Genomic DNA, 22,409 nt, shown 5'->3' with positions numbered 1-22,409 from the left:
AGGGGAACCACAGGAATTGGTTGCACACGGGCAGTCCGCAGCGGTCGTGGTGACAGGGGTCGGCGCGCTCACGCCGATCGGCACCACGGTCGGGGAGTTCTGGGACGCGGCGGTGAAGGGGTCGGTCGGCACGGCACCCATCACGCTGTGCGACGTCACCGGCCTTCCGCACCGGATGGGGGGTGAGGTCAAGGGGTTCGGCGACGCGGCATCGGGTCTTCCGCGCAGCACACAGCTGGCCGTGGCGGCGGGCCTCGCGGCGGCCGCCGACGCAGGTGTGCGGCCGTGGACCTCGGACCCGGCCCGCGCCGGAGTCTGCATGGGAACCCTGCTGGGCAACCGCGCCGCGGTGGAGGCGGGCGTCATGCGGTTCCACCGGGGTGAGCCGCCGGCCGCCATCGACGGCCTCGACCCGGCTCCCCCGCTGGCCGACCTCGCCGACGCCGTATCCCGGGAACTCGGCTTCATGGGCCCGAGCGTGGTGGTCAGCACCGCCTGCGCCTCCGGGAACAGTGCGCTGGCGTACGCCGCCGACACGATCAGGGCCAACCGCGCCGACGTCATGATCGCCGGCGGGGTGGACGAGATGTCGTCCGCGCTCCTCATGCTGTTCACCAGCCTGCGGTCGATCGCGCCGGACGTGGCCCGGCCGTTCGACCGCAACCGGGCCGGACTGCTCGTCGCCGAGGGCTCGGCCGCGTTGGTGCTGGAGTCGTACGAGCACGCCCGCCGCCGCGGTGCACGCGTCTACGCGGAGCTCGCCGGCTGGTCCAGTGCCTCCGACGCCTACCACATGACCGCGCCGCACCCCGAGGGGCGCGGTGCGCGGCGCTCGATGGAGCGGGCTCTGGCGCAGGCCGGAGTCCCGGCCGACCGGGTCGGCTACATCAGCGCGCACGGCACGGGCACTCCGTCGAACGACCGGGTCGAGGCCCGGGCGATCCGGGACGTCTTCGGTGCCCGTACCCCGGCGGTCTCGTCGCTGAAGGGGGCGCTCGGCCACGCCCAGGGCGCGGCGAGCGCCATCGAGGCGGTCGGCTGCGTACTGGCGATACGTGACGGGGTGATCCCGCCGACGGCCAACCTGGTGGACGCGGACCCGGAGTGCGCGCTGGACCTCGTGTCCCTCGAGGCCCGTGAGGCGCGCGTCGACGTGGCCGTGAACAACGCCTTCGGATTCGGTGGCAACACGGGGTGCACCGTCTTCACCCGGCTCGGTTCCAGGAGGGCCCGATGACCCGGTCCGTGGCCGTCACGGGAATGGCCTTCGCCGGCTCGCTGGGCGCCGGCCTGGACGCGACGTGGGAGGCCCTGCTCGGCGGCGGCACCGCCGCCACCACCACGACCTACGGCGACGGCCCCTTCCGCGGCGCCGGCTTCGCCGCGGTTCTTTCCTCGGATCTGCCGGAGGTGCCGGCGTTCGAGCGGAAGCGGCTCCGCGCACTGAGCCGGGAGTCCCTGCTCGTCTCCCGGGTGGGTGCGCTCGCCTGGCGGGACGCCGGCTTCGACGCGGGCGGCGCGCCGGCCCCGGCCGACGTGGGCGTCGCCCTCGGGACCACCACCGCCGGGCTCGACGACTACCTGCGGGTGCTGCACGACGGCGTGACCCACGGCCCGGCACTCGTGAGTCCGTCCTCCGGCCCCCAGGCGAGCCTCAACGCCGTGGCCTCCGAGCTCTCGGTCTCCGCAGGGGCGGAGGGCAGCATCGTGACGGTCACCGCCGGACGCTGCTCGGGCAGCCACGCGTTGGCCGTGGGTGCCGATCAGGTGCTCACGGGCGCGGCGGAGGCCGTCCTCGTCGCCGCTGTTGAAACCCTGGACCCCACGGCCGCCCGGGTGGACCGCCCGGGGGCGGGGCCGTTCTCCGCCGGGCGCGGAGCCGCCGTGCCCGGAGAGGCCGTCGTGGTGCTGGTGCTCGAAAGCCACCGCAGGGTGCGCGACCGCGGTGCGCGGGTGCTCGCCGAGGTGTCGGGCTGGAGCACGGTCAGGGGCGACGCTGGGCAGGACACGGCGGTGCGTGCCGCGCTCGGGGCGCTGCGCGGGGCCGGGCTCGACGCCGCCGGCATCGGCCTCGTCTGCTCCTCGGCCACGGGCGGCACCGGGGTCGACGGTCCGGAAGCGCGCGCCCTGCACGAGCTGATGGGTCCGTCCGTTCCCGTCTTCACCCCCTTCGGGGCGCTCGGAGACTGTGCGGGCGCCAGCGGCCTGGTGCAGCTCGCGCTGACGGCGCGCGCTCTGGAGGCCGGTCTGGCACCGCCGACCTGCGGACTCACCCGATGGGACCCGTGCCTGCCGAGGATCGGCGTCGCCGCTCGGGCACAGCGGCTGCGTCCCGCCCCGGCACTGGTGCTCACCACCGATGCCCGGGGTCAGGCGGCGGCCCTGGTGCTCCGTCCCCCGGCGGCCGGGAGCGGGGCGTGAACGGGCGCCGCGCACGCCGAACCATCCGAACCGGCTCACTGGAATCGAACAGGAAACCTTCAATGGACATATCCGGAACACCGCTGGCGCGGTCCTGGGGCGTGGGAATCCGGGCGGTCGGCGGATATCTCCCCGAAAAGGTGGTCAGCAACGCCGACCTGGAGGAGGTCCTCCTCACCCGGGACGAGTGGATCAGGGAAAACATCGGCGTGGAGACCCGCCGGATGGCCGCCGAGGACGAGTGGACCTCGGACCTGGGGGCCGCCGCGCTCAAGGACGCCTGCGCCCGTGCGGGCGTCAGCCCGTCCGAGGTGGACCTCGTCATCTGCGGAACCTACACACCGGACAACATGGCACCGCCCACGGCGATGCGGGTGATCGAGAAGGCCGGCGCGCACGGAGCCACCGGATTCGACGTCAACAGCGGTGCCTGCCCGGGAGGCGTGTTCGCCCTGGACGTCGGCGCCAAGTACCTCGCCTCCGGGGAATACCGGCGGGTCGCCGTGGTGCTCGCCGACGTCAACACCCGGACCATGGACTGGAAGGACCCCGGACCGGCGGTGATCTTCGGCGACGGCGCGGCCTGCTACCTGCTGGAGCGCTGCCGCCCCGACCGGGGGGTGGGCCTCACCCTGCTGCGCAGCGACCCGTCCCGCTACGAGGCGGTCTGGGTGGCGCGCGAGAAGCGGACCCTGCGCGACGGCCGCCCGCTGACCAGTGCCTTCGGCGACAACTTCGCCACGCTCTCGGGCAAGGCGGTGCACGAGTTCGCCGTCGGGGAAGTGCCCGAGGTCATCGAGGAGCTGCTCGCGCGGGCGGGGCAGGACGTGTCGGACGTCGACCTGTTCGCCCTGCACCAGGCCAACCTCTACATCGTCCGCGGCATCATGGCCGCCCTGGGCGTACCGGAGGACCGTACGGTCACCAACATCCAGAAGTACGGCAACACGTCCGGTGCCAGCGTTCCGCTGGTGCTGCGGGAGGCGGATGACCTCGGCCGGCTCTCCCCGGGTGACCAGGTGGTGCTCGCCGCGTTCGGTTCGGGCCTGAGCATCGGCGCGGCGCTGGTCCGCTGGTGCGGGCCCGAGGACTTCGAGGCGGTGGCGACCACGTGAACACCCCGCTGACAGAACACGGTCCGGCCTTCCGGGGTGCCCTGACGGGCCTGCTCGGCCTCGGCACGTACCTGCCGTCGCGGCGGATCACCAACGAGATGATCTGCGAGCGGATCGACACCTCGGACGAGTGGATCCGCAGCCGCTCCGGGATCCGTTTCCGCTACTGGGCCGAGCCGACGGAGACGGTGGAGTTCATGGCCGCCACGGCCGCCGAGCGGGCCCTGGAACACGCCGGGATCGCCGCCTCCGAGGTGGGCTGCGTGATCGTGTCCACCGTCTCCCACCTGCACCAGTTCCCCTCACTCGCGGCCGGCGTCGCGCACCGGATCGGCGCCGCGGCACCGGGCGCGTTCGACATCTCGGCCGGGTGCGCCGGCTTCAGCTACGGGCTGTCGCTGGCGTCCGACATGGTCGCCGCCGGGAGCGCCCGGTACGTACTCGTGATCGCCGTGGAACGGCTCTCCGAACTGCTCGACCACGAGGACAGCGGCACCGCGTTCCTCTTCGGCGACGGAGCGGGCGCCGCCGTGGTCGGCCCCTGCGACCAGCCGGGCGTGGGCCCGGTGGTCTGGGGTTCCGACGGCTCGCACAAGGAGACCATCCGGCAGAGCCACTCCTGGGCGGAGCTGCGCGACGCGACCGCCCCCGACTGGCCGGTGATCACCATGGACGGCCGGGAGGTGTTCCGGTGGGCCGCCTACCAGCTCGGCCCCATCGCCGCGCAGGCGCTGGAGAAGGCCGGGGTGACCGTCCGGGACCTCGACTCCTTCGTCCCGCACCAGGCCAACATGCGGATCATCGACGAACTGGTCAAGGAGCTCGGGATCCCCGACCACGTGGCGGTGGCCCGCAGCGTCGAGATCCACGGCAACACCTCCGCGGTGTCGATCCCGCTCGCCATGCAGGAGCTGCTCGCCTCGGGCCGGGCCAGGCCCGGCGGGCTCGCCCTGCTCCTGTCCTTCGGTACCGGCCTCGTCTGGGGCGGCCAGGTCGTCCGACTCCCGCCGGCGCCCGCCGGACCGCCCGTACCGGCCGCCACCGCGCCGGCCCATCCGACCAAGGAGAACCGATCATGACCGCTGTTCAGAGCGACACCCTGCAGGCCCTCAAGGAAATCGTCGACGAGGTCGCCGGTGTGCCGGCCGAGGACATCACGCCGGAGAGCTCGTTCATCGACGACCTGGGCATGGACTCGCTGACCATCGTGTCGCTGTTCGTGCTGATCCAGCGCCGCTTCGGCACCGACGTGCCGAACGCCGTCTTCGACCGCCTGACCACCGTCGGACAGGCCGTCGCCTACCTCGAACACGGTGAGATCCCGGCCTGACCGGCCGCCCTCCGTCCCGACTCCACGAGCCGGAAAGGCAGTTCATGCATCTCATGGTCAGGCCGACCAGGAAGCCGCTGCGCGGCGAGCTGCTGGTCCCCACCTCCAAGTACCACGTGCACCGCGCGCTGATCCTCGCCTCGCTCGCCGAGGGCACCAGCCGGATCAAGGGCGTCTCGGACGCCCGCCACGTGCAATACACCATCCGCCTGCTGCGCGACCTCGGAACCCGGATCAGCGTCGAGGGTGACACGTACGTGGTGCGGGGCGGCCGCTACCGGCCGCGTCGGCAGACCGTCTCGGCCGGCAGCTCCGGCACCACGCTGTACCTCATGCTCGGCCTCGCCTCACTGGCGGAGTCCCCGGTCACCGTGACCGGACAGAAGTACTTCCGCCGCAGGCCGGTCGGCCCGCTGCTCGACGCGCTGCGCCGGCTGGGGGTCGAACTGGAGTCCGACGACGGCTGCCCGCCGGTCCACCTGACCCCGGGCCGTCCCACCGGAGGCCGGGTGGTGATACCCGGCACGCTGTCGCAGTGGATCTCGGGGCTGCTCCTGCTCGCCCCGTTCGCCTCCGGCCCCACCGTCGTGGAGGTGTCCGGCGAGCTGAACGAGCGGCCGTACGTGGAGCTGACGGTGGCCATGATGCGCCGCTTCGGTCTCCAGGTGACCGTGTCCGACGACTGGCGGCGGTTCGACATCGCTCCCGGGCAGAGCGCCCGGCCGACCGACCTGACCCTTCCGCCGGACCTCGGCTCCGCCGCGTTCGGGATCGCCGCCGCCGCCCTCCACCCCTCCGACGTACTGCTGCGCGGGATCACACGGCTCGACGGCGACCCGGCCCACCACCCCGAGACCGGCTTCCTCGACGTCGTCCGGCGCATGGGGGTGCCGATGACGGTCGACGCGGGGGCCGGCGGCGTCCGCATCCGCCACGACGGCATCCGGCTGCGCGGCACGACCGTGGACTGCCGGGAGGTCCCGGACATGCTCCCGGTGCTCTGCACCCTGGCCGGCCTGGCCGACGGGGAAACGGTCTTCGAGCACGTCGGGCACGTCCGGTTGAAGGAGTCCGACCGGGTGGCCGCGATGCTCCAGCTGAACGCCATGGGCGCCGACCTCACCCTCGAGGGTGACCGGCTGCGCGTGCGCGGGGTGACGGCCTTCACGGGCGCGCGCGTCTCCTCGTACAACGACCACCGGATCCTGATGTCGCTCGCCCTGGCCGGCACGAAGGCGCACGGCGTCACCACCCTCACCTACCCGAAGGCCTACGAGATCTCCTACCCGGGATTCCTCGCGGACATGACCGGCCTGGGGCTGCGGCTGTCCGTCGAGCCCGGCCCCGCCGTCACTCCGCCCGCCTCGCTTCCCGAGCAGCTGCGCCACTGGGCCGAGCACCGCCCCGACGGCGTCGCCCTGGTGGACGTGCGGGACGGCCACGACACCGGGACGACCTGGCGCGAGCTCGACCAGCGGGTCGATCGCGCGGCCGCCACCCTCCTGGCCCTCGGCGTACAGCCCGGCGAAGCCGTCGCGTACCAGCTCCCCAACTGGGCCGAGTTCGTGGAGGTCTCGCTGGCCGCACTGCGCATCGGCGCCGTCTGCTGCCCGCTCATGCCCATCCTCCGGCAGCGGGAGATGGCCTTCGCGCTGCGCCGCTCCGGCGCGCGCGTGCTGCTGGTCGCGGACCGGTTCAGGAACCGGGACCACCTCGCGGAAACCGCGTCCTGGTTCGCCGAGGACCCGGCGGGCCGGGCCCGGGTCCGTCATGTGGCCGTGGTCGCGGCCGACGGGGGAGCGGTGGCACTCCCCGCCGACGGCGAGGGGCTGACCTGGTCCGACTGGGGCGCCGCGACCGCCGCCGCCCCCGTCGACACCGTGGCGCTCGCCGCTCGGCAGCCGACCCCGGACGCCCTGGCGCAGTTGCTCTTCACCTCGGGGACCACCGGTGAGCCCAAGGGCGTCCTGCACCGGCACGACACCCTCGGCCACGCCGTCCGGCTGCAGGCCGAACGGCTCGGACTGGACGACCGCGACGTGGTCTTCATCCCGTCCCCGCTGGCTCACCAGACGGGTTTCCTCTACGGGATGTGGCTGGCCGTCACCCTCGGGGTGCCCCAGTTGGTCCAGGCCCACTGGAACCCGCGCACCGCCCTGCGGGCGGTCGTCGAGCACGGCGCCACCTTCGTCCAGGCGGCGACGCCGTTCCTGGCCGACCTGCTCAAGGAGGTCGAGGCGGGGGGCCGGGCCCCGGAGACGCTGCGGACGATGGTCGTGGCCGGAGCCGCGCTGCCCCGGAGCCTGGCCGAGCGGGCCACCGCCGTCCTCGGCACCACGGTCTGTGGCGCGTTCGGCACCACGGAGACCTGCCTGGGGTCGCTCTCGGCGCCGGACGACCCGCCCGGGAAGGTGTGGGGCACCGACGGCCGTGCCATGCCCGGGGTCGGGCTCAGGGTCACCGACGACGCGGGACGGACGCTGCCGGCCGGGCGCGAGGGCAACTTCGAGGTCCGGTCCCCCACCTGCTTCGTGGGCTACCTGGACCGTCCCGACCTGACCGCCGAAGCCTGGACGGACGACGGCTGGTACCGGACCGGGGACCTCGCCGTCATCGATCCCGACGGCTACGTCCGGATCACCGGCCGGGTCAAGGACGTGATCAACCGGGGCGGGGAGAAGGTCCCCGTCGCCGAGATCGAGGAACTCCTGCACCAGCACCCGTCGGTGGACGAGGTCGCGGTGGTCGGCACCCCGGACGAGCGGCTCGGCGAACGCGCCTGCGCCTTCGCCGCCCTCGTCGACGGAGCCGACCTCGACCTGGAGGCGATGCGCAAGTACCTGGACTACCACCAGGTCTCCAAGCACTACTGGCCGGAACGGCTCGAGCTGGTCGACCGGCTGCCCCGCAATCCGGCGGGCAAGGTCCAGAAGTTCGTTCTCAGGCAGCGGGCCGAGGCCCTCTGCCCGGCACCACTCGAGGAGCAGAAGGCATGAGCATCACCGAGGCCGCACCTGCGGCGCCCGGCATCGCACCGGGCGAGTTCGGGCGACTGCGGGCCGAGGTGGCCGCGTACGTCGCAGGTCCCGCCGAGCAGTGGGCCCACCGGATCGAGAGCACGGGCACGGTCCCCGAGGAACTCTGGACCGAGCTGCGCGAGCGCGGCTACCTGTCGCTGGCCGCTCCACGCGAGTACGGAGGGCGTGGCCTCTCCTTCCCGCAGTGGATGGACCTGATGGAGCTGTTCTCCCGCTGCCACGGCTCCCTGCGCATGGTGGTCCACGTGGTCAACGGGACCTGGCGGGCGATGGACCAGTTCGCCACCCCCGACCAGCGCGAGCGGTTCGTGCTGCCTTCCGTCGCCGGCCGGCTCAAGGTCGCCTTCACGCTGACCGAGCCGGACGCCGGCTCCGGCGCCGACATCCGTTCCAGCGTCGTCCGGGAAGGCGACACGTACTACCTGACCGGTACCAAGCACCTCATCACCTTCGGGGTGCGGTGCGACTACTGGCTGCTGGCCGCACGGCTGGCCGGCAGTACCGGACACGAGGGCACCGTCGCCCTCATGGTGCCGCGCGACGCGGCCGGGGTGACCGTCGAGGACACCTCACAGACCATGGGGGTCACCGGCACGGACCACGCCCGCCTGACCTTCGACCGGACGCCGGTCCCGGTGGCGAACCGGCTCGGCGGCGAAGGGGACGGCCTCGCGGTCGCGTTGGGCGGATTCCTGACGCCTTCACGCATCTCGGTGGCGATGAGCTGCGTGGGGCTGGCCCGCCGCGCCCAGGAGCTGGCGCTGGAATACGCCCGGAACCGGGTGACCTTCGGCCGGCCGCTGACCTCGCGGCAGGCGCTCCAGTTCATGCTGGCGGAGAACGAGGCGGACATCGAGGCGGCGAAGCAGCTCACCCTGCACGCGGCCCGCTGCTGGGAGGCCGGGGCGGAGGACGCCGCGATGCTCTCGTCGATGGCCAAGCTGACGGCGGTCGACATGCTCGGGCGGGTCACCGACAAGGCCCTTCAGGTGCACGGCGGTTCCGGCTACTGGAAGTCCAGCCCGATCGAGCGGGTCTACCGGGACGCCCGGGCCCAGCGCTTCGAGGAGGGCACCAACGAGATCCAGAAGGCCGTCGTCTTCCGCGAGCTCCTGAACCGTACGGGGGCGGCCCGATGACCGAGCGGAAGAACGCCCGGGACCAGGTGGCGCTGATCACCGGCGCCTCGCGCGGCATCGGGCGGGCACTCGCGCTCACCCTCGGCCGGGCCGGCGCCACCGTGGTGGTGAACTACAAGAAGAACGCCGACCTCGCCGAGAAGACCGTGGCCGAACTGGAGGAGGCGGGCGGCCGTGGCCTGGCGGTACAGGCCGACGTCGAGACGGTCGAGGGAGTGGAGAGCCTCTTCGCCACGGTGAGGGAGGAGTTCGGGCGGCTCGACCACTTCGTCTCCAATGCCGCGGCCGGCGCCTTCAAGAAGATCCTCGACTTCGAGCCGCACCATCTGGACCGTACCTACGCCATGAACCTGCGGCCGTTCGTGCTCGGCGCGCAGCAGGCGGTGCGGCTGATGGACCGGGGCGGGCGGATCGTGGCCCTGTCGAGCTACGGCAGCATCCGCGCCTACCCGACGTACGCCGCCCTCGGCTCGATGAAGGCCGCCATTGAGTCCTGGGTCCGGTACATGGCCGTGGAGTTCGCCCCCTACGGCATCAATGTGAACGCCGTCAACGGCGGCCTGATCGACTCCGACTCCCTGGAGTTCTTCTACGGGGTGCCGGGGATGGCCGACATGGCCACGGTACTCGAACGCATCCCGAAGGGACGGCCGGGCTCGGTCCAGGAGGTGGCCGACACCATCGCCTTCCTCCTCTCGCCCGGGGCCGAGTACATCACGGGCCAGACCCTGGCGGTGGACGGCGGACTGAACGTGGTCGCCCCGCCGTTCTTCGCCGACACCTCGGCGCCGCTCACCCTGGGCGAGCGCCCCACGGGGCAGCGGTAGGCACCCGCCGGAAGCCTGCTCACCGACGCGGCCGCCTCGGTCCACCGAGGCGGCCGCACCACGCTCAGCTCCACCCGGTGCCGCCGAACAGGGGCGGTACCGCCACCCACACCAACCTTCATCGGGGGATCCACATGGACCTTGCCGTAAACGTGCTGGACGCCCAGTCGGTGATCACAGCTTTCGGACTCATAGGCATCCTGGCCATCATCTTCGTGGAGACGGGACTGCTCGTCGGTTTCTTCCTGCCCGGCGACTCGCTGCTCTTCCTCGCCGGGGTCGGTGCCTCAGGAGCGGCGGCGGAGGTCTTCGGCCGCCCCGACTTCCACCTCTCGCTGCCCGCGCTGCTGATCGGGGCTCCCGTGGCCGCGGTCTGCGGCGCACAACTCGGTCACCTGATGGGCGCGCGGCTCGGACCGAAGCTGTTCGCACGCCCCAACTCGCGGATGTTCAAGCAGGCGCACGTCGCGCAGGCAGAGGCGTACTTCCTCCGGTACGGCGCGGGGAAGGCCATCGTGCTCGCCCGCTTCGTGCCGGTCGTGCGCACCTTCCTCAACCCCGTCGCCGGACTCCTCGGCGTGCGAGGGGGCACCTTCTTCATGTGGAACGCGATCGGCGGGGTCGTGTGGACGGTGGGGATCACCCTGCTCGGCTACCGGCTCGGCGATTCGCTCAAGGGCAGCATCGACTCCTACATGCTTCCGGTGATCGCCCTGATCATGATCGTCTCCTTCTCGCCCGTGCTCATCGAGGTGGTCCGTTCCCGCCGGGCCGCTCGCTGACGTACCGCTGGAGGAACCCGGCCGCCGGCGGTCGCCCAGCCCGAACCTCTCGGGCTGGGCGATTTCCGTTGTGCGGACGACGCGGATCAGCGCGCCATTTCCGGTTCGCGGGAGGCCCTCGACGGGAGCAGCCATCCCGGCAGCGTGGCCAGGGCGGCGATCGCGGCCAGAACGAGCAGGGTGTGCCCCACTCCGACGGCGTCGCCCGTGCCCGCGGCCGCGGCGGGTGTCCCGCCGTAGGAGGGGTCCACCACCATCAGGGTGGCGGCGACGGTGATGCCGAGCGTGGGGCCGATGTTCATCGCCGTCTGCTTGAGCCCGCCGACGACCCCGGCGTAGCCGGCGGGCGCATCGCCGACGACGGTGCCGGTGGCGGTGACCATCACGGTGGCGAACCCCGCGCCGAGCACGGCGAAGGCGAGACCGGTGATCCACCACGGGCCCGGCGCTTCGATCCGGACCAGTCCCACTATCCCGAAGGCGACGAGGAGCGTACCCGCGATCGCGCAGCGGCGTGCGCCGTACCGGTTCAACGCCCCGGCGGCGGCAGGGGCACCGAAGACCATCAGCACGGTCATCGGGAGGACCCGCAGTCCGGCGGCGAACGGGTCGAGCCCGAGGACGTCCTGGAGGGAGAACGTGCCCACGAACAGGGCACCGAACATGCCGCTGGTGGTGAGGAGCAGGATCACCATGGACGCCGTCACCGGTACGGACCGCAGCACGGCGGGCGGCACGATCGGGTTCGCGGTGCGGCGTTCGTGCACGACGAGCCCGGCGGCGAGTCCCGCGGTGGCGAGGAAGCCCAGGAGCGTCGGCGCCGAGGTCCACCCGTCGCGGGGAATGGCGCCGAGGGTGTGGACCATGACCGTGAGCGTGCCCGCGAGCAGGGCCGAGCCCAGCAGATCGAGCCGCTGGCGTTCGCCGCCGGACGGCGCCGGAACCCGGACGAAGAGGACGGCGATCGCGATCGGCACGTTCACCATGAACACCGCGCGCCAGCCGAGATGGGTGACGAGGAAGCCGCCCAGCACCGGACCGGCGGCCGCGGCCACCCCGATCGAGCTGGTGCGGATGGCGACCGGCGTGTTGAGCCTGTCCGCCGGGTAGGCGAGTCTCAGCAGGGCGAGCGTCGCCGGTTGCAGGAGCGCGCCGAACACGCCCTGCAGGGCGCGGAGTCCGATCACCCAGCGGACGTCGGGCGCGAGCATGATGCCGCCCGAAGTGGCCCCGAAACCCAGTACGCCGAGGAGCAGCAGCCGCTGGTGCCCGTACCGGTCGCCGAGGCGTCCGGCGATGACGAGGAGCGCGGCCACCGCGAGCATGTAGCCGGTGCTGGTCCACTGGATCTGCTCGACACTGGCGCCGAAATCGCGTTGCAGCTCGGGCTGCGCCACGGTCAGCACGGTTCCGTCGAGTGCGACGATCATCGCGCCGGCGACACTGACCACGAGTGCGAGGCGCTGCCGTACGGTCTCGGTCAAGGGTTCACCGGTCCAAGGTGGGTGTCCAGAGCTGTGGCGACGAGCGTGTCGAGCACGCCGTCGTCGCCACTGCCGGTCCCGGCGGTCCCGGCGGTGCCGAGAGCCAGGGGCAGGCTGCCCCAGGCCCACAGCTGGGCGATCCCGTGCAGATTGGACCAGAGCAGTCCGGCCGAGATCTCGGGCGGGGGCAGGTCCCTCGTCGTGCCGGGGCGGAGCGCCACCTTGTCCTCCTCGCGGTGCCGGGCGACGAGTTCGACGATGGTCCCGAAGAGCGGAAGGGTCAGCTCCCGCAGCCGCGGCTGGTCCGACGCGTTCTGCCGGCTGTCGAGCAGATCGTGGCGGAGCAGGAGTTCGAACATGCCGCGGAATTCCAGCGCGTACCCGATGTACGCCTTGCCGAGCGCCTCCAACTGGCCGCGCGCCGACGGAATGCCACTGGTCACGGCGGTGAACCGGTCCTTGAGGTCCGCGAGACCCCGGTGGGCGATCGCGGAGAGCAGGGAATGGTGCGTCGGGAAGTACCGGCGCGGGGCTCCATGGGACACCCCGGCCCGACGGGCGATCTCCCGGAGCCCCAGCGAGCCCGTTCCCTCGGTCATCACAAGGTCCACCCCGACATCGATCAGCCGATCCCGGAGGGAGTTCTCACGTTCCATGATCAGTTTCTACAGCACCGCCGTAGACACTGTCTACTGGCGATTTTCCCCGGGTTGGCTCAAGGGCTGCTTCTCCTCTCGGATCTCCTCCAGCAGCTCCGTCACGGCCGCCATGATCCGTTCGCTGGCCTGGCGCAGCACCGCGGCCGTGAGTTCGGCGCCGTGGAAGTCGGAGAGGTCGACGGGAGGGCCCGCGGCGACGACCAGCGTGGGGCGCGGCAGCAGACGCCGCTTGCCGTTCCCGTACGGAGGAAGGATCTTGTGCGAACCCCACTGCGCCACCGGGATGACCGGCGCTCCGGTGGTCAACGCCAGCCTGGCCGCACCGGTCTTGGGCCGCCCCGGCCACAGATCGGGGTCGGTGGTGAGGGTCCCCTCCGGATAGAGGGCCACGCACCGCCCGCGTTCGAGCGCCGCGACCGCGGCGTGCAGAGCGTCCGCCGCGCGGTGGCTGTTGCGTTCCACGGGTATCTGACCGGTGGCCCGCAGGAAGGCTCCGACCACCGGCACGGTGAACAGCGAGGACTTGACCAGGAACCTGGGCGGCAAGCCGTTCTTGTACTGGAAGTGTCCGTAGGCGAACGGATCCACATGTGAGATGTGGTTGATGACGACGATGTGTCCGCCCTGACCGGGGAGATGGTGGGCGCCCCGCCATTCCCTCCGTGCGACGAGCCGCAGGAGCGGTCGCACGATCACGGCGCCGAGCGCATAAGTGAGACCGGGCCCACCTTCGGCTGGAGTCGACGACTGGGCTTTTCTCCGCATGGACCCGTTCTACACGAGGCCCGCCGTCGGTCAATCCGAAATAAGCCGGGCTTTAGCGGCACGCCCCCAGCCGGTTAAGCCGGCGTGTTTCGGACACGACGCCCACGCGTCCGCTCGCGACAGCCCCCGCTTCGAAACTCCGCCCCCGAGGTGCCCCGTAGGATCGGGTCTCATGTCGAAGACTGACGAGCTGCTCGTTGACGTCGCCAGGCTGGTGGAGTCCGGGCGGAGCAACCAGATGTCCCTGACCGTCGTGACCGGCGGCGCTGTCATCACAGGCCGGCTGGCACCCGAAGCGGTGTGGCGGCAGCGGGTCTCGGAGGTCCTTGCGGACTCCGACCGGCTGGCCGAGTTCTCCGCCGTCTTCGCCGGCGCGGCGGCGAAGGACGGACCGCCCACGCACCTGCACTTCCACCTGGCACGGATCCTCCAGGGCACGGTGGGGATCCCGGAGACGGGCGGGATGTACCGCGTCTCGATCGCGGACATCAGCGCCTGGACCATGGGCGACGTCAGCTACTCCGATCACTGACCCCGCCCCGCCGCAGGGGACCCCGAGAGGTGTGACAACGACGAAGGCCCAGGTCTGGGACCTGGGCCTTCGCACCCTTGTACGGCCCCAGCGGGCGGACCGTCGCGGGGGTGGGGTGCTCGGTCGGGACGGGGGGCTCCGGTTTGCGCCGTGACCGGGCACGGCGGCTGCCCTACAACTTGCTCATCTTGGCGTACGGACTCAGGATCCGCTCTTGCGTCGAGCCGAAATCCACGAGCGCCGCGATCCCGCCCTCGATGCCGATGACCCGGCCGAGGCCGTACACGTCGTGTGTGACCTGGTCGCCTACGGCGAACTGCTGAGGAGGCCGCGTGACCGGGGCCTTGAAGGGGCTGGTGGGCAAATAGCGCTTCGGTGCACTGGGATTTGTCATTGCCGCCAGTATGCGCCCCGCGCACATCCGTTCGCTGCGGCAGTCCACGCCCGCAGGGCGAGGCAGCCGAGGGGGGCCTCGGCGAAAACAGCGGCTTCAGGTCACTGACCAGCGGTTTTTGGAGTTTCGGTACGGTACGGGCCGGGGGCGGCGGCCGCAGGGGAGCGACCCGGAGGTCACCGAGGTCACTCCGCGCTTCCCGCACCGGCGGCCGAGGCGTCCGTGGCCCTGCCCCGGATCGACGACGTGCCCCCGCCTCAGTCCGAGTCCGGCGGCGGGGCTGATTCCGCGGCGCGGCGGTACTCGGCGTTGATGCGCTGGGCTTCTTCGAGTTGGTCTTCGAGGATGATGATGCGGCAGGCGGCTTCGATGGGGGTGCCCTGGTCGACCAGTTCCCGGGCACGCGCGGCGATGCGCAACTGGTAGCGGGAGTAGCGGCGGTGGCCGCCCGCGGAGCGGAGCGGGGTGATGAGGCGGGCTTCGCCGATGGCGCGGAGGAATCCCTGGGTGGTGCCGAGCATGTCGGCGGCCCTGCCCATGGTGTAGGCGGGGTAGTCGTCGTCGTCGAGACGCCCGTACGAGTCGTCTGCTGTCATTTGCACCTCTCTGTGGAACGCGTAGAGGGGCCCTGGTGCCGTACGGCACCAGGGCCCCGAAGGAACTACTACACCACCTGCCGGCCCTGATACTGCGCCGGCCTTCTGTGTCCGCTGAACCGACCCAGTGACTGTCGGGTTCGCGGGGATCGCGGTTGCTTGACCGGAGACCACCTCACTATCGATGTCCTGCGGTACCCGGACCCGAGACTTCCGGCCGGGCGATCCTGATGGCGCCGCGTTCCTCCGTTCTTCCTCCGGTGATCAATTCCCTACCACGGGGGTACTGCGTACTGCTGGGTACTGCGTACTGCCATCACGGTGCCGCATCTGCCATGCCGCACCGTCCTGCCTGGTACTGCTTGCCGACAGTTCGTCTCTGCCAGGCCTCACTGTCTCTCTCGACTACGAGAGAAACCTTAGCTGGGTCACCACTCAATGTCTATGCTGGCCGACTTAGATTTTCCTGTGTGCGCATGACGCGGTCATTCATTCGATACGCGAGAGGGCCCGACCGGCGCGTGCCGGTCGGGCCCTCTCGCGGCTGGCCGGAGCCGGCTCAGGTTCGCCTGGTGCCGCCCTTGCGCCGCTCGGCCGGCGGCACGGTGATCGTGACGGGCACGCCCGACGGGGCCTGGGCGCCGGTGATCCTGCGGAGCGCTTCCTCGCCGGAGCGGACCTGAGTGGTCTTCGGCACGACGCCGGCGTCCTGCAGGAGTCGGGTCATCCCGCGACGCTGGCTGGGGGTGACCAGGGTGACGACAGTGCCGGACTCGCCGGCTCGCGCGGTACGGCCGCCGCGGTGGAGGTAGTCCTTGTGGTCCGTCGGCGGGTCCACGTTGACGACGAGGTCGAGGTTGTCGACGTGGATGCCGCGCGCGGCGACGTTCGTCGCCACCAGGACGGTGACGTGCCCCGTCTTGAAGCGGGTGAGGGTGCGGGTGCGCTGCGGCTGCGACTTCCCGCCGTGCAGGGCGGCGGCCCGGACACCGCAGGCGAGGAGGTCCTCGGTGAGGCGGTCCGCCGCGTGCTTGGTGTCCAGGAACATGATCACTCGACCGTCGCGTGCCGCGATCTCCGTCGTCAGCCGGTGCTTGTCGGCGCCGTGCACGTGCAGGACGTGGTGCTCCATCGTGGTGACCGCGCCCTGGGAGGGGTCGACGGAATGAACGACGGGGTCGGTGAGGTAGCGGCGGACCAGCAGGTCGACGTTGCGGTCCAGGGTCGCGGAGAACAGCATCCGCTGGCCCTCGGGGCGGACCTGGTCCAGGAGCGCGGTGACCTGCGGCATGAAGCCCATGTCGGCCATCTGGTCGGCCTCGTCGAGGACGGTGATCGCGACCTGGTCCAGTCGGCAGTCACCGCGGTCGATGAGGTCCTTGAGGCGACCGGGGGTGGCCACGACGACCTCGGCGCCCCCGCGCAGCGCGTTCGCCTGTCGGCGGATCGGCATTCCGCCGACGACGGTGGTCAGGCGTAGCTTCACGGCGCGGGCGTAGGGGATGAGGGCGTCGGTGACCTGCTGGGCGAGTTCCCGGGTGGGGACCAGCACCAGCGCCAGCGGCTGACGGGGCTCGGCGCGCTGTCCGGCGGTGCGGGCGAGCAGGGCCAGACCGAAGGCGAGGGTCTTGCCGGAGCCGGTCCGGCCGCGACCCAGGACGTCACGGCCGGCCAGGGAGTTCGGCAGCGTCGCGCCCTGGATGGGAAACGGGACCGCCACTCCCTGCACGGCGAGCGCGGCCAGGAGGCGCCGGTCCAGAGCCAGGTCGGTGAAGGCCTCGACGGCGGGCAGCGCCGGTGTGATCGTCTTCGGCGGGGCGAACTCCCCCTGCGCGGCGGCGGGACGCCTGCCGTATCCGCCCGACCGGCTCGGACGTTCCGGCCGGCTCGCGGCGGGCCAACCGGGGCGGCCGCCTCGGCCCGTTCCGGCGGAGGAGTCGTACGTGTGGCCGCCGTTGCGGCGGGTGCGGGAGGTACGGCCGTTCGTGCGGGTGGGGTTCATTCAGAACCTTCCTGGATACGGCACGCATCGAGGAATTCCGGCAGCGTATGAACGGCTTCTGGAACCACGGGGACGGCCGAATGGAATGAGGGAGCCGGCGGCTCGGCCAGGGCGAGGAAAATTCGACACGCCATCGGGTCGCGCAATAAATGGGGGTGGCGCGGTCGCGTGTGAGGACCCTGCGAATGAATACAGCTGGGGCCCGCACCCCGAGGGATGCGGGCCCCAGCTGCGTATTGCGCGTCAGCGTCAGGCGGGAACGATGTTCTCGGCCGTCGGGCCCTTCTGGCCCTGCGCGATGTCGAAGGAGACCTTCTGGCCCTCCTGGAGCTCGCGGAAGCCCTGCGCGGCGATGTTCGAGTAGTGGGCGAACACGTCAGGGCCGCCACCATCCTGCTCGATGAAGCCGAAACCCTTTTCCGCGTTGAACCACTTCACGGTGCCAGCAGCCATGTCATTTCTCCTCTGGGCAAGTACGACGGAATCCGTACCGTACGGACGCCGTGTCGCCGCGATGATGCCCCGTCCGGAAAATGACCGGAAATACAACACGCTTCCGTGCGGCACGCGGCCGACGGGAGCACTTGAAGTCTTTGGGTACCAAAACTGCAACTGATTTCGACAGTAGCACGTAATCGCAGCCCGTGTGCTGCGAATATTTCTCCCTGCGTGTCGCCGGTAAGAACTCTGTCTGCGATGGTCGTTAAAATCTCAGGCCGCGAAAGCAGGTATTCGTGCACTCGTCTCAGCCCGTACGCCTGCGTGACGTGACGGCGACCGTCGTGAGCGCGGTGATCAAAGACGTCACGCCGCCCCGGCTCTCCAGGACCGATGGCCGTCACCGGGCATCCGCCCACCCTCACCCCCGTGATCCGATGCGCGGTGAGGGCGCACATGGCGCGCGGTCCATGAGAGACCTGGACGACGACGAAGCCCCAGGTCGCTGACCTGGGGCTTCGTGGAAGAGCGGATGACGGGAATCGAACCCGCGCTATGAGAGGCCGGAACACTGGTCGACAGATGGGATACAGGGCCGCACGGCACACGCCGTTGCCCGGGTGTCCTTGTTACGCGGTCGGGTGTTCGGGGTCGGCGGGGGTACCTGCTCGCGCGGCTTCGGCGGCCTCGGCCTCTCGTGCCTGCGGGGTGAGGTCGAAGGAGAGGGTTTCGCCCGCCTCGACGGCGGGGCCGCCGTCGACGGGGAAGCGGACCAGGAGCTCGCCGGTCTTGGCGTCCTCCAAGAGGACCTCGGCGTCGGAGTAGTAGCCGATTTCGAGGTTCTCGGTGAACGTCTTGCTGCGGTTCAGGCCGCCCGCCTGGAGGATGGTGTTGATACCGGCGTTCCAGAAGTGGTGTCCGTTGTGCGTCGGGTTGTAGTTCATGGCCACGCGGCCCTCGACCGTGGCCGAGTAGGTGACCTTGACCTCCATCGTGCCCCGGGTGGCGACCAGCGTGGCCTTCACCGCCTGCCCGGGTTCGAGGTACACATCCACCCCGGCCTCCGAGCCCAGCGTGATCGTCTGGGACTCGGTCTTCGACTGTCCCCAGCTGTGCGTGTAGCTCATCGAGGTCTCGCCACCGCCGCCGGTGCCCAGGAAACCGATCTCGTACTTGATCGTCTGTTCCAGGGCGAAGCTGTTCGTCGTGGACCAGGTGTTGCTGACGGTGTTGGACACCTGCTCGGTGATCTTGACGTTGAAGTTGGCGCCCACGCTGGAGTCGTTGCGGAACGTGGCGGTCTTCACGGTCGTCGGCTTGCTGTTGATCCCGAGGATCTCGGCCTTGGTGGCCTTCAGGACAGTGGTGGTCTGCTGCCATCCGTAGCTGTTGTAAAGGTCGTGATCGGTAGGGCTCTTGATCCACGCGCCGTTGGGACGCCGTCCCATGTGCCTGGCGCACGCGTCCGTGATGCTGCCCCAAGGCCAGCCGAACCCGTTCCGCTCGTCATCGGTGATCACGTGCTTCTGCTCGCCGATGGCGTTGACGATGGACTCGGCCTCGTCCTCACCAGCGGTCACCTTGGTCGAGAACGGCGTCAGGACTGCCATGTTTCCTCTTCCTCCTGTTTGACGGTCAAAAGGCTGCACTGCCTGCTCTGCCGCGCTTTCCGCCGCGTTCCCGTCACCCCATGGACGCGTACCGGTGAAGCCCGCCACCGGCTCCAACGCGTTTGTGAGCGGTGCCTTCCGTCATCTCGACGGCACCGGATGTGTCACGCCCTCTCCACTGGCGTGACACAACTCTTCGAAACAACGACCGAGATACGCACAGATCAGCGCACCCCTGCTGCCGCCCCAGAATCCTCCCCGGACAGCCTTCGGCACCACAAAACGGCCCGAAATCCACCGATCGGACCAGTTCGCCGCCGACCCCGTGCCCGTTTCCCGGTCCTTTCGGGAACCCTCCGGCCATATCAGACGCTGAACGAGTCCGGCCCCGGCGTGGTGGCCCTCGCCGCCGTCGCCGGCCCAGAGCCCCGAGGATGTCCCTGCGGCCTTCGGTGGTGAGGGCCAAGGTCGGAGAGTTCTGGACAACGACGAAGGCCCAGGTCGCTGACCTGGGCCTTCGCATCTGAGCGGATGACGGGAATCGAACCCGCGCTATAAGCTTGGGAAGCTCATGTTCTACCATTAAACTACATCCGCGTGGGGGCCAGTTGCCTGGATCCCTACCGTTGCACACTGTACCCCATGATCGACCCCCGGTGAATCCACCCGTGGGGTCGTCGTCCGTCCCAGAGGGCACCAGGCGTCACGCGCGCGGGAGTTGGGGCGTACCTTTGGGGTGCGGAGCGGCGGCTGGAGTAGGTCCCGATCATCCCCTAATGTGGCGATTCATCGCAGTACGGCTCGTTGGGGAAAGGGACTCGATGGAGCGCACAGTCGTCCGTTGTGCCGAAGGGCACGTTTTCAGCACCGCCTCCTTCCCGCTGCAGCACCTCGGTGCCGGCCGGATCGGACCCGGCCGGCTGCTGCGGTGTCCGCGGTGCGCGCGGCTGAGGCACGCGGTGCCGGTGGGCGGCGTCAAGCGGTAGGACCGTCACGTACGGCTCACGGGGCGCGCGGGCCCGGCTCTCGATTGGGGGCGGCCCGCGCGCTCTGCGTATCCTCGGGACGTGCTTCTCTCCGACAAAGACATCCGGGCCGAGATCGACAGCGGACGGGTTCGCATTGACCCGTTCGACGAGTCGATGGTGCAGCCCTCCAGCATCGACGTGCGCCTCGACCGGTTCTTCCGGGTCTTCGAGAATCACCGCTACGCGCACATCGACCCTGCGATCGAGCAGCCCGACCTGACCCGCATGGTCGAGCCCGACGGGGACGAGGCCTTCATCCTGCACCCGGGTGAGTTCGTCCTCGCCTCGACGTACGAGGTCATCTCGCTGCCCGAGGACATTGCCTCCAGACTGGAGGGGAAGTCCAGCCTGGGCCGCCTGGGCCTGGTGACGCATTCGACCGCCGGGTTCATCGACCCCGGGTTCTCGGGCCACGTGACCTTGGAGCTGTCGAACCTCGCCACCCTCCCGATCAAGCTCTGGCCGGGCATGAAGATCGGGCAGCTGTGCATGTTCCGCCTCAGCTCGCCCGCGGAGTTCCCGTACGGCAGCGAGCGGTACGGCTCCAGGTACCAGGGGCAGCGCGGGCCGACCGCCTCGCGCTCCTTCCAGAACTTCCACCGCACGCAGGTGAGGCACGAGGCATGAGCGAAGTACGCGAGACCCTGACCTACGAGGCGTTCGGCAGCGCCGTCCGCGAGCTGGCGCAGACCATCGCCGCCGACGGCTACGAGCCGGACATCATCCTCAGCATCGCCCGGGGCGGGGTGTTCGTCGCCGGCGGTCTGGCCTACGCGCTGGACTGCAAGAACATCCACCTCGTGAACGTCGAGTTCTACACCGGTGTGGGCACCACGCTGGAGATGCCGGTCATGCTGGCGCCCGTGCCCGAGGCGATCGACTTCACCGACAAGAAGGTCCTCATCGCCGATGACGTGGCCGACACCGGGAAGACGCTCAAGCTCGTCCACGACTTCTGCCTCGGCCACGTCGCCGAGGTGCGCTCCGCGGTGATCTACGAGAAGTCGCACTCGCTCGTGAACTGCGAGTACGTGTGGAAGAAGACCGACGACTGGATCGAGTTCCCGTGGTCCACGGAGCCGCCGGTGGTCAAGCGCGAGGGGCAGATCCTCGACGCCTGAGGTGTGCTGACAAGGGGAAGGGCCCGCCGCGCTGGTGCGCGGCGGGCCCTTCCGTTCTGCGTGCGGGCGCCCGGACGGTCAGAGCGTGCCGAGTTTGATCATCGACAGCAGGGCGACCAGCTGGATCGCGGACGCGCCCAGCGCCTTCTGCCAGGGCAGGTCGTGCGACTTGCTGACCATCGAGGTGAAGAGCGCGCCGGCCGCCAGCCAGGTCACCCACCCCAGGACCTGCACGAACATGTTGTCGCCGCCGAGGAACACCGCCACCAGCAGGCGCGGGGCGTCCGTGATGGACATGACCAGCATCGACAGGCCCACGGTCGGCTGCCACGCCCCGTCGCCGCCCAGCTGGCGTGCCAGGGTGTGGGTGACGGCGCCCAGGATGAGGCCGCAGATGACGAAGGCCACGCCGGTGCTCAGGACGATCGGGATCACCTGCGTGAGGGTCGCCTTGATCGCGTCCTTGCGGGCCTTGTCGAAGCCGAAGACGGCGAGCATGCCGTAGACGAAGGTCACGGTGAGCGCCGGACCCCAGACCGCGTAGTCGCGCATCTGCAGGAACGTCGGCCCGGGCCGCAGCACGATGCCGCGCAGCAGGTCCTTCCAGTGCAGGCGCGGCCCGGCCGGGGCGGGGGCCGCGGCGCCCGCGTGGTAGGCCGTGGCCTGGCCGTACGGGTCCTCGCCGAGGGAGAAGGCCTGGGTGTGGCCCGGGTTGTCGGCGTACGAGGGCTCGTGCGCGCCGGGGTGGTGCGGCTGCTGGTGGTGGCCGCCGGGGCCGCCGCCGTACGGGTCGAAGTACTCGGGCTCGCCGTGGCCGCCGGCACCGCCACCCGGCTGCGGCCAGTGCTGCTGCGGCGGCGGGCCGCCGGCGGGCGGGTACGGCTGGTGGCCGTACGGTGCCTGCGCCTGCGCCTGGGGCGCCTGCTGCTGACCGTACGGCTGCTGCCGCGGGGTGTGCGGGGGTTGTTGCGGGGGGCGGTTGTCGTCCCGGCCCCGTCCGATCCTGAATCCAGCCACGTGATCGAAAGTACCTGCTCCGGCGGGCGGTCGTGGCCGGGCCGGTGGAAACGGGGCCTTTGCGGCTGAGCTGTGACATCCCCTAGGGGGTGTGGGGGTGGGGGGTTTGGG

General features: G+C 70.7%; 21 protein-coding genes and 1 tRNA gene. 12 read left to right on the top strand and 10 right to left on the bottom strand.

Features of this window, described 5'->3' with window-relative positions; translation table 11 throughout:
- The first annotated feature begins 49 nt into the window (after nucleotides 1-49).
- The 9 genes from VR44_RS01845 (at nucleotide 50) to VR44_RS01805 (ending at nucleotide 10,652) form a co-directional block, all read left to right on the top strand.
- On the top strand, nucleotides 50-1,237 hold the full coding sequence (locus VR44_RS01845; RefSeq protein ID WP_169790965.1) for a beta-ketoacyl-[acyl-carrier-protein] synthase family protein: 1,188 nt from the start codon (nucleotides 50-52) through the stop codon (nucleotides 1,235-1,237).
- Entirely contained in the window at nucleotides 1,234-2,421 is a 1,188-nt protein-coding gene (locus VR44_RS40880; protein ID WP_052713418.1) for a beta-ketoacyl synthase N-terminal-like domain-containing protein, read from the top strand. The genes VR44_RS01845 and VR44_RS40880 overlap by 4 nt, the downstream gene beginning before the upstream one ends.
- Nucleotides 2,422-2,483: 62 nt before the next feature.
- The gene (locus tag VR44_RS01835; RefSeq protein WP_045945551.1) at nucleotides 2,484-3,536 is read left to right on the top strand and encodes a 3-oxoacyl-ACP synthase III family protein; all 1,053 of its coding nucleotides are present in this window, start codon (nucleotides 2,484-2,486) and stop codon (nucleotides 3,534-3,536) included.
- An 8-nt stretch (nucleotides 3,537-3,544) separates the two neighbouring features.
- Complete coding sequence (locus tag VR44_RS01830) at nucleotides 3,545-4,615, top strand: beta-ketoacyl-ACP synthase III (RefSeq protein ID WP_045945569.1); 1,071 nt, start codon at nucleotides 3,545-3,547, stop codon at nucleotides 4,613-4,615.
- Complete coding sequence (locus VR44_RS01825) at nucleotides 4,612-4,866, top strand: acyl carrier protein (protein ID WP_045945550.1); 255 nt, start codon at nucleotides 4,612-4,614, stop codon at nucleotides 4,864-4,866. The genes VR44_RS01830 and VR44_RS01825 overlap by 4 nt, the downstream gene beginning before the upstream one ends.
- 44 nt (nucleotides 4,867-4,910) lie before the next feature.
- Entirely contained in the window at nucleotides 4,911-7,862 is a 2,952-nt protein-coding gene (aroA, locus tag VR44_RS01820; protein WP_045945549.1) for a 3-phosphoshikimate 1-carboxyvinyltransferase, read from the top strand.
- A complete protein-coding gene (locus VR44_RS01815) occupies nucleotides 7,859-9,043 on the top strand; it encodes an acyl-CoA dehydrogenase family protein (protein WP_045945548.1) in 1,185 nt (394 codons plus the stop codon). Before aroA ends, VR44_RS01815 begins: the two co-directional genes overlap by 4 nt.
- On the top strand, nucleotides 9,040-9,870 hold the full coding sequence (gene chcA, locus VR44_RS01810; protein ID WP_045945547.1) for a 1-cyclohexenylcarbonyl-CoA reductase: 831 nt from the start codon (nucleotides 9,040-9,042) through the stop codon (nucleotides 9,868-9,870). The genes VR44_RS01815 and chcA overlap by 4 nt, the downstream gene beginning before the upstream one ends.
- Nucleotides 9,871-10,004: 134 nt before the next feature.
- Entirely contained in the window at nucleotides 10,005-10,652 is a 648-nt protein-coding gene (locus VR44_RS01805; RefSeq protein ID WP_052713417.1) for a DedA family protein, read from the top strand.
- A gap of 86 nt (nucleotides 10,653-10,738) precedes the next feature.
- Here VR44_RS01805 and VR44_RS01800 read toward each other — a convergent pair whose 3' ends face one another.
- Genes VR44_RS01800 through VR44_RS01790 form a run of 3 tightly spaced genes read right to left on the bottom strand, consistent with a single transcriptional unit; the run spans nucleotide 10,739 to nucleotide 13,491 of the window.
- Nucleotides 10,739-12,136 carry an MFS transporter gene (locus VR44_RS01800; protein ID WP_045945546.1) on the bottom strand — a complete coding sequence of 466 codons (1,398 nt, stop codon included), beginning with the start codon at nucleotides 12,134-12,136 and terminating at the stop codon, nucleotides 10,739-10,741.
- On the bottom strand, nucleotides 12,133-12,792 hold the full coding sequence (locus VR44_RS01795; protein ID WP_045945545.1) for a TetR/AcrR family transcriptional regulator: 660 nt from the start codon (nucleotides 12,790-12,792) through the stop codon (nucleotides 12,133-12,135). The genes VR44_RS01800 and VR44_RS01795 overlap by 4 nt, the downstream gene beginning before the upstream one ends.
- A 33-nt stretch (nucleotides 12,793-12,825) precedes the next feature.
- Nucleotides 12,826-13,491 carry a lysophospholipid acyltransferase family protein gene (locus VR44_RS01790; RefSeq protein ID WP_425424479.1) on the bottom strand — a complete coding sequence of 222 codons (666 nt, stop codon included), beginning with the start codon at nucleotides 13,489-13,491 and terminating at the stop codon, nucleotides 12,826-12,828.
- Between the two features lie 241 nt (nucleotides 13,492-13,732).
- Between VR44_RS01790 and VR44_RS01785 the strand changes: the two genes are divergently transcribed.
- On the top strand, nucleotides 13,733-14,092 hold the full coding sequence (locus tag VR44_RS01785) for a hypothetical protein (RefSeq protein ID WP_045945543.1): 360 nt from the start codon (nucleotides 13,733-13,735) through the stop codon (nucleotides 14,090-14,092).
- A 172-nt stretch (nucleotides 14,093-14,264) separates the two neighbouring features.
- Here the strand turns inward: VR44_RS01785 and VR44_RS01780 are convergent, their stop codons facing one another.
- The 6 genes from VR44_RS01780 to VR44_RS01755 all read right to left on the bottom strand — a co-directional run bounded on the left by VR44_RS01780 (nucleotide 14,265) and on the right by VR44_RS01755 (nucleotide 19,729).
- Nucleotides 14,265-14,486 (bottom strand): hypothetical protein, encoded by a 222-nt coding sequence (locus tag VR44_RS01780; RefSeq protein ID WP_045945542.1) that lies wholly within the window; start codon nucleotides 14,484-14,486, stop codon nucleotides 14,265-14,267.
- Between the two features lie 257 nt (nucleotides 14,487-14,743).
- On the bottom strand, nucleotides 14,744-15,082 hold the full coding sequence (locus VR44_RS01775; RefSeq protein WP_045945541.1) for a MerR family transcriptional regulator: 339 nt from the start codon (nucleotides 15,080-15,082) through the stop codon (nucleotides 14,744-14,746).
- A gap of 559 nt (nucleotides 15,083-15,641) precedes the next feature.
- Nucleotides 15,642-17,084 (bottom strand): DEAD/DEAH box helicase, encoded by a 1,443-nt coding sequence (locus tag VR44_RS01770; protein ID WP_045945540.1) that lies wholly within the window; start codon nucleotides 17,082-17,084, stop codon nucleotides 15,642-15,644.
- Nucleotides 17,085-17,333: 249 nt separating this feature from the next.
- Nucleotides 17,334-17,537, bottom strand: a complete 204-nt coding sequence (locus VR44_RS01765; protein WP_042817427.1) for a cold-shock protein — start codon at nucleotides 17,535-17,537, stop codon at nucleotides 17,334-17,336.
- 614 nt (nucleotides 17,538-18,151) lie between these two features.
- Complete coding sequence (locus VR44_RS01760; RefSeq protein WP_052713416.1) at nucleotides 18,152-19,132, bottom strand: hypothetical protein; 981 nt, start codon at nucleotides 19,130-19,132, stop codon at nucleotides 18,152-18,154.
- Nucleotides 19,133-19,658: 526 nt separating this feature from the next.
- Nucleotides 19,659-19,729, bottom strand: a tRNA-Gly gene (locus VR44_RS01755).
- A gap of 470 nt (nucleotides 19,730-20,199) precedes the next feature.
- On the opposite strand from VR44_RS01755, the gene dcd reads away from it, so the two are divergent.
- Nucleotides 20,200-20,787 (top strand): dCTP deaminase, encoded by a 588-nt coding sequence (dcd, locus tag VR44_RS01745; protein WP_045945538.1) that lies wholly within the window; start codon nucleotides 20,200-20,202, stop codon nucleotides 20,785-20,787.
- Nucleotides 20,784-21,281 (top strand): phosphoribosyltransferase, encoded by a 498-nt coding sequence (locus VR44_RS01740; protein WP_045945537.1) that lies wholly within the window; start codon nucleotides 20,784-20,786, stop codon nucleotides 21,279-21,281. Before dcd ends, VR44_RS01740 begins: the two co-directional genes overlap by 4 nt.
- 78 nt (nucleotides 21,282-21,359) lie before the next feature.
- Here the strand turns inward: VR44_RS01740 and VR44_RS01735 are convergent, their stop codons facing one another.
- Entirely contained in the window at nucleotides 21,360-22,298 is a 939-nt protein-coding gene (locus tag VR44_RS01735; protein ID WP_045945536.1) for a Yip1 family protein, read from the bottom strand.
- Nucleotides 22,299-22,409: the final 111 nt, after the last annotated feature.

The organism is Streptomyces katrae (assembly GCF_000966975.1).
Taxonomy (GTDB): Bacteria; Actinomycetota; Actinomycetes; order Streptomycetales; family Streptomycetaceae; genus Streptomyces; species Streptomyces katrae.
This window is presented reverse-complemented; position numbering and strand designations above follow the sequence as displayed.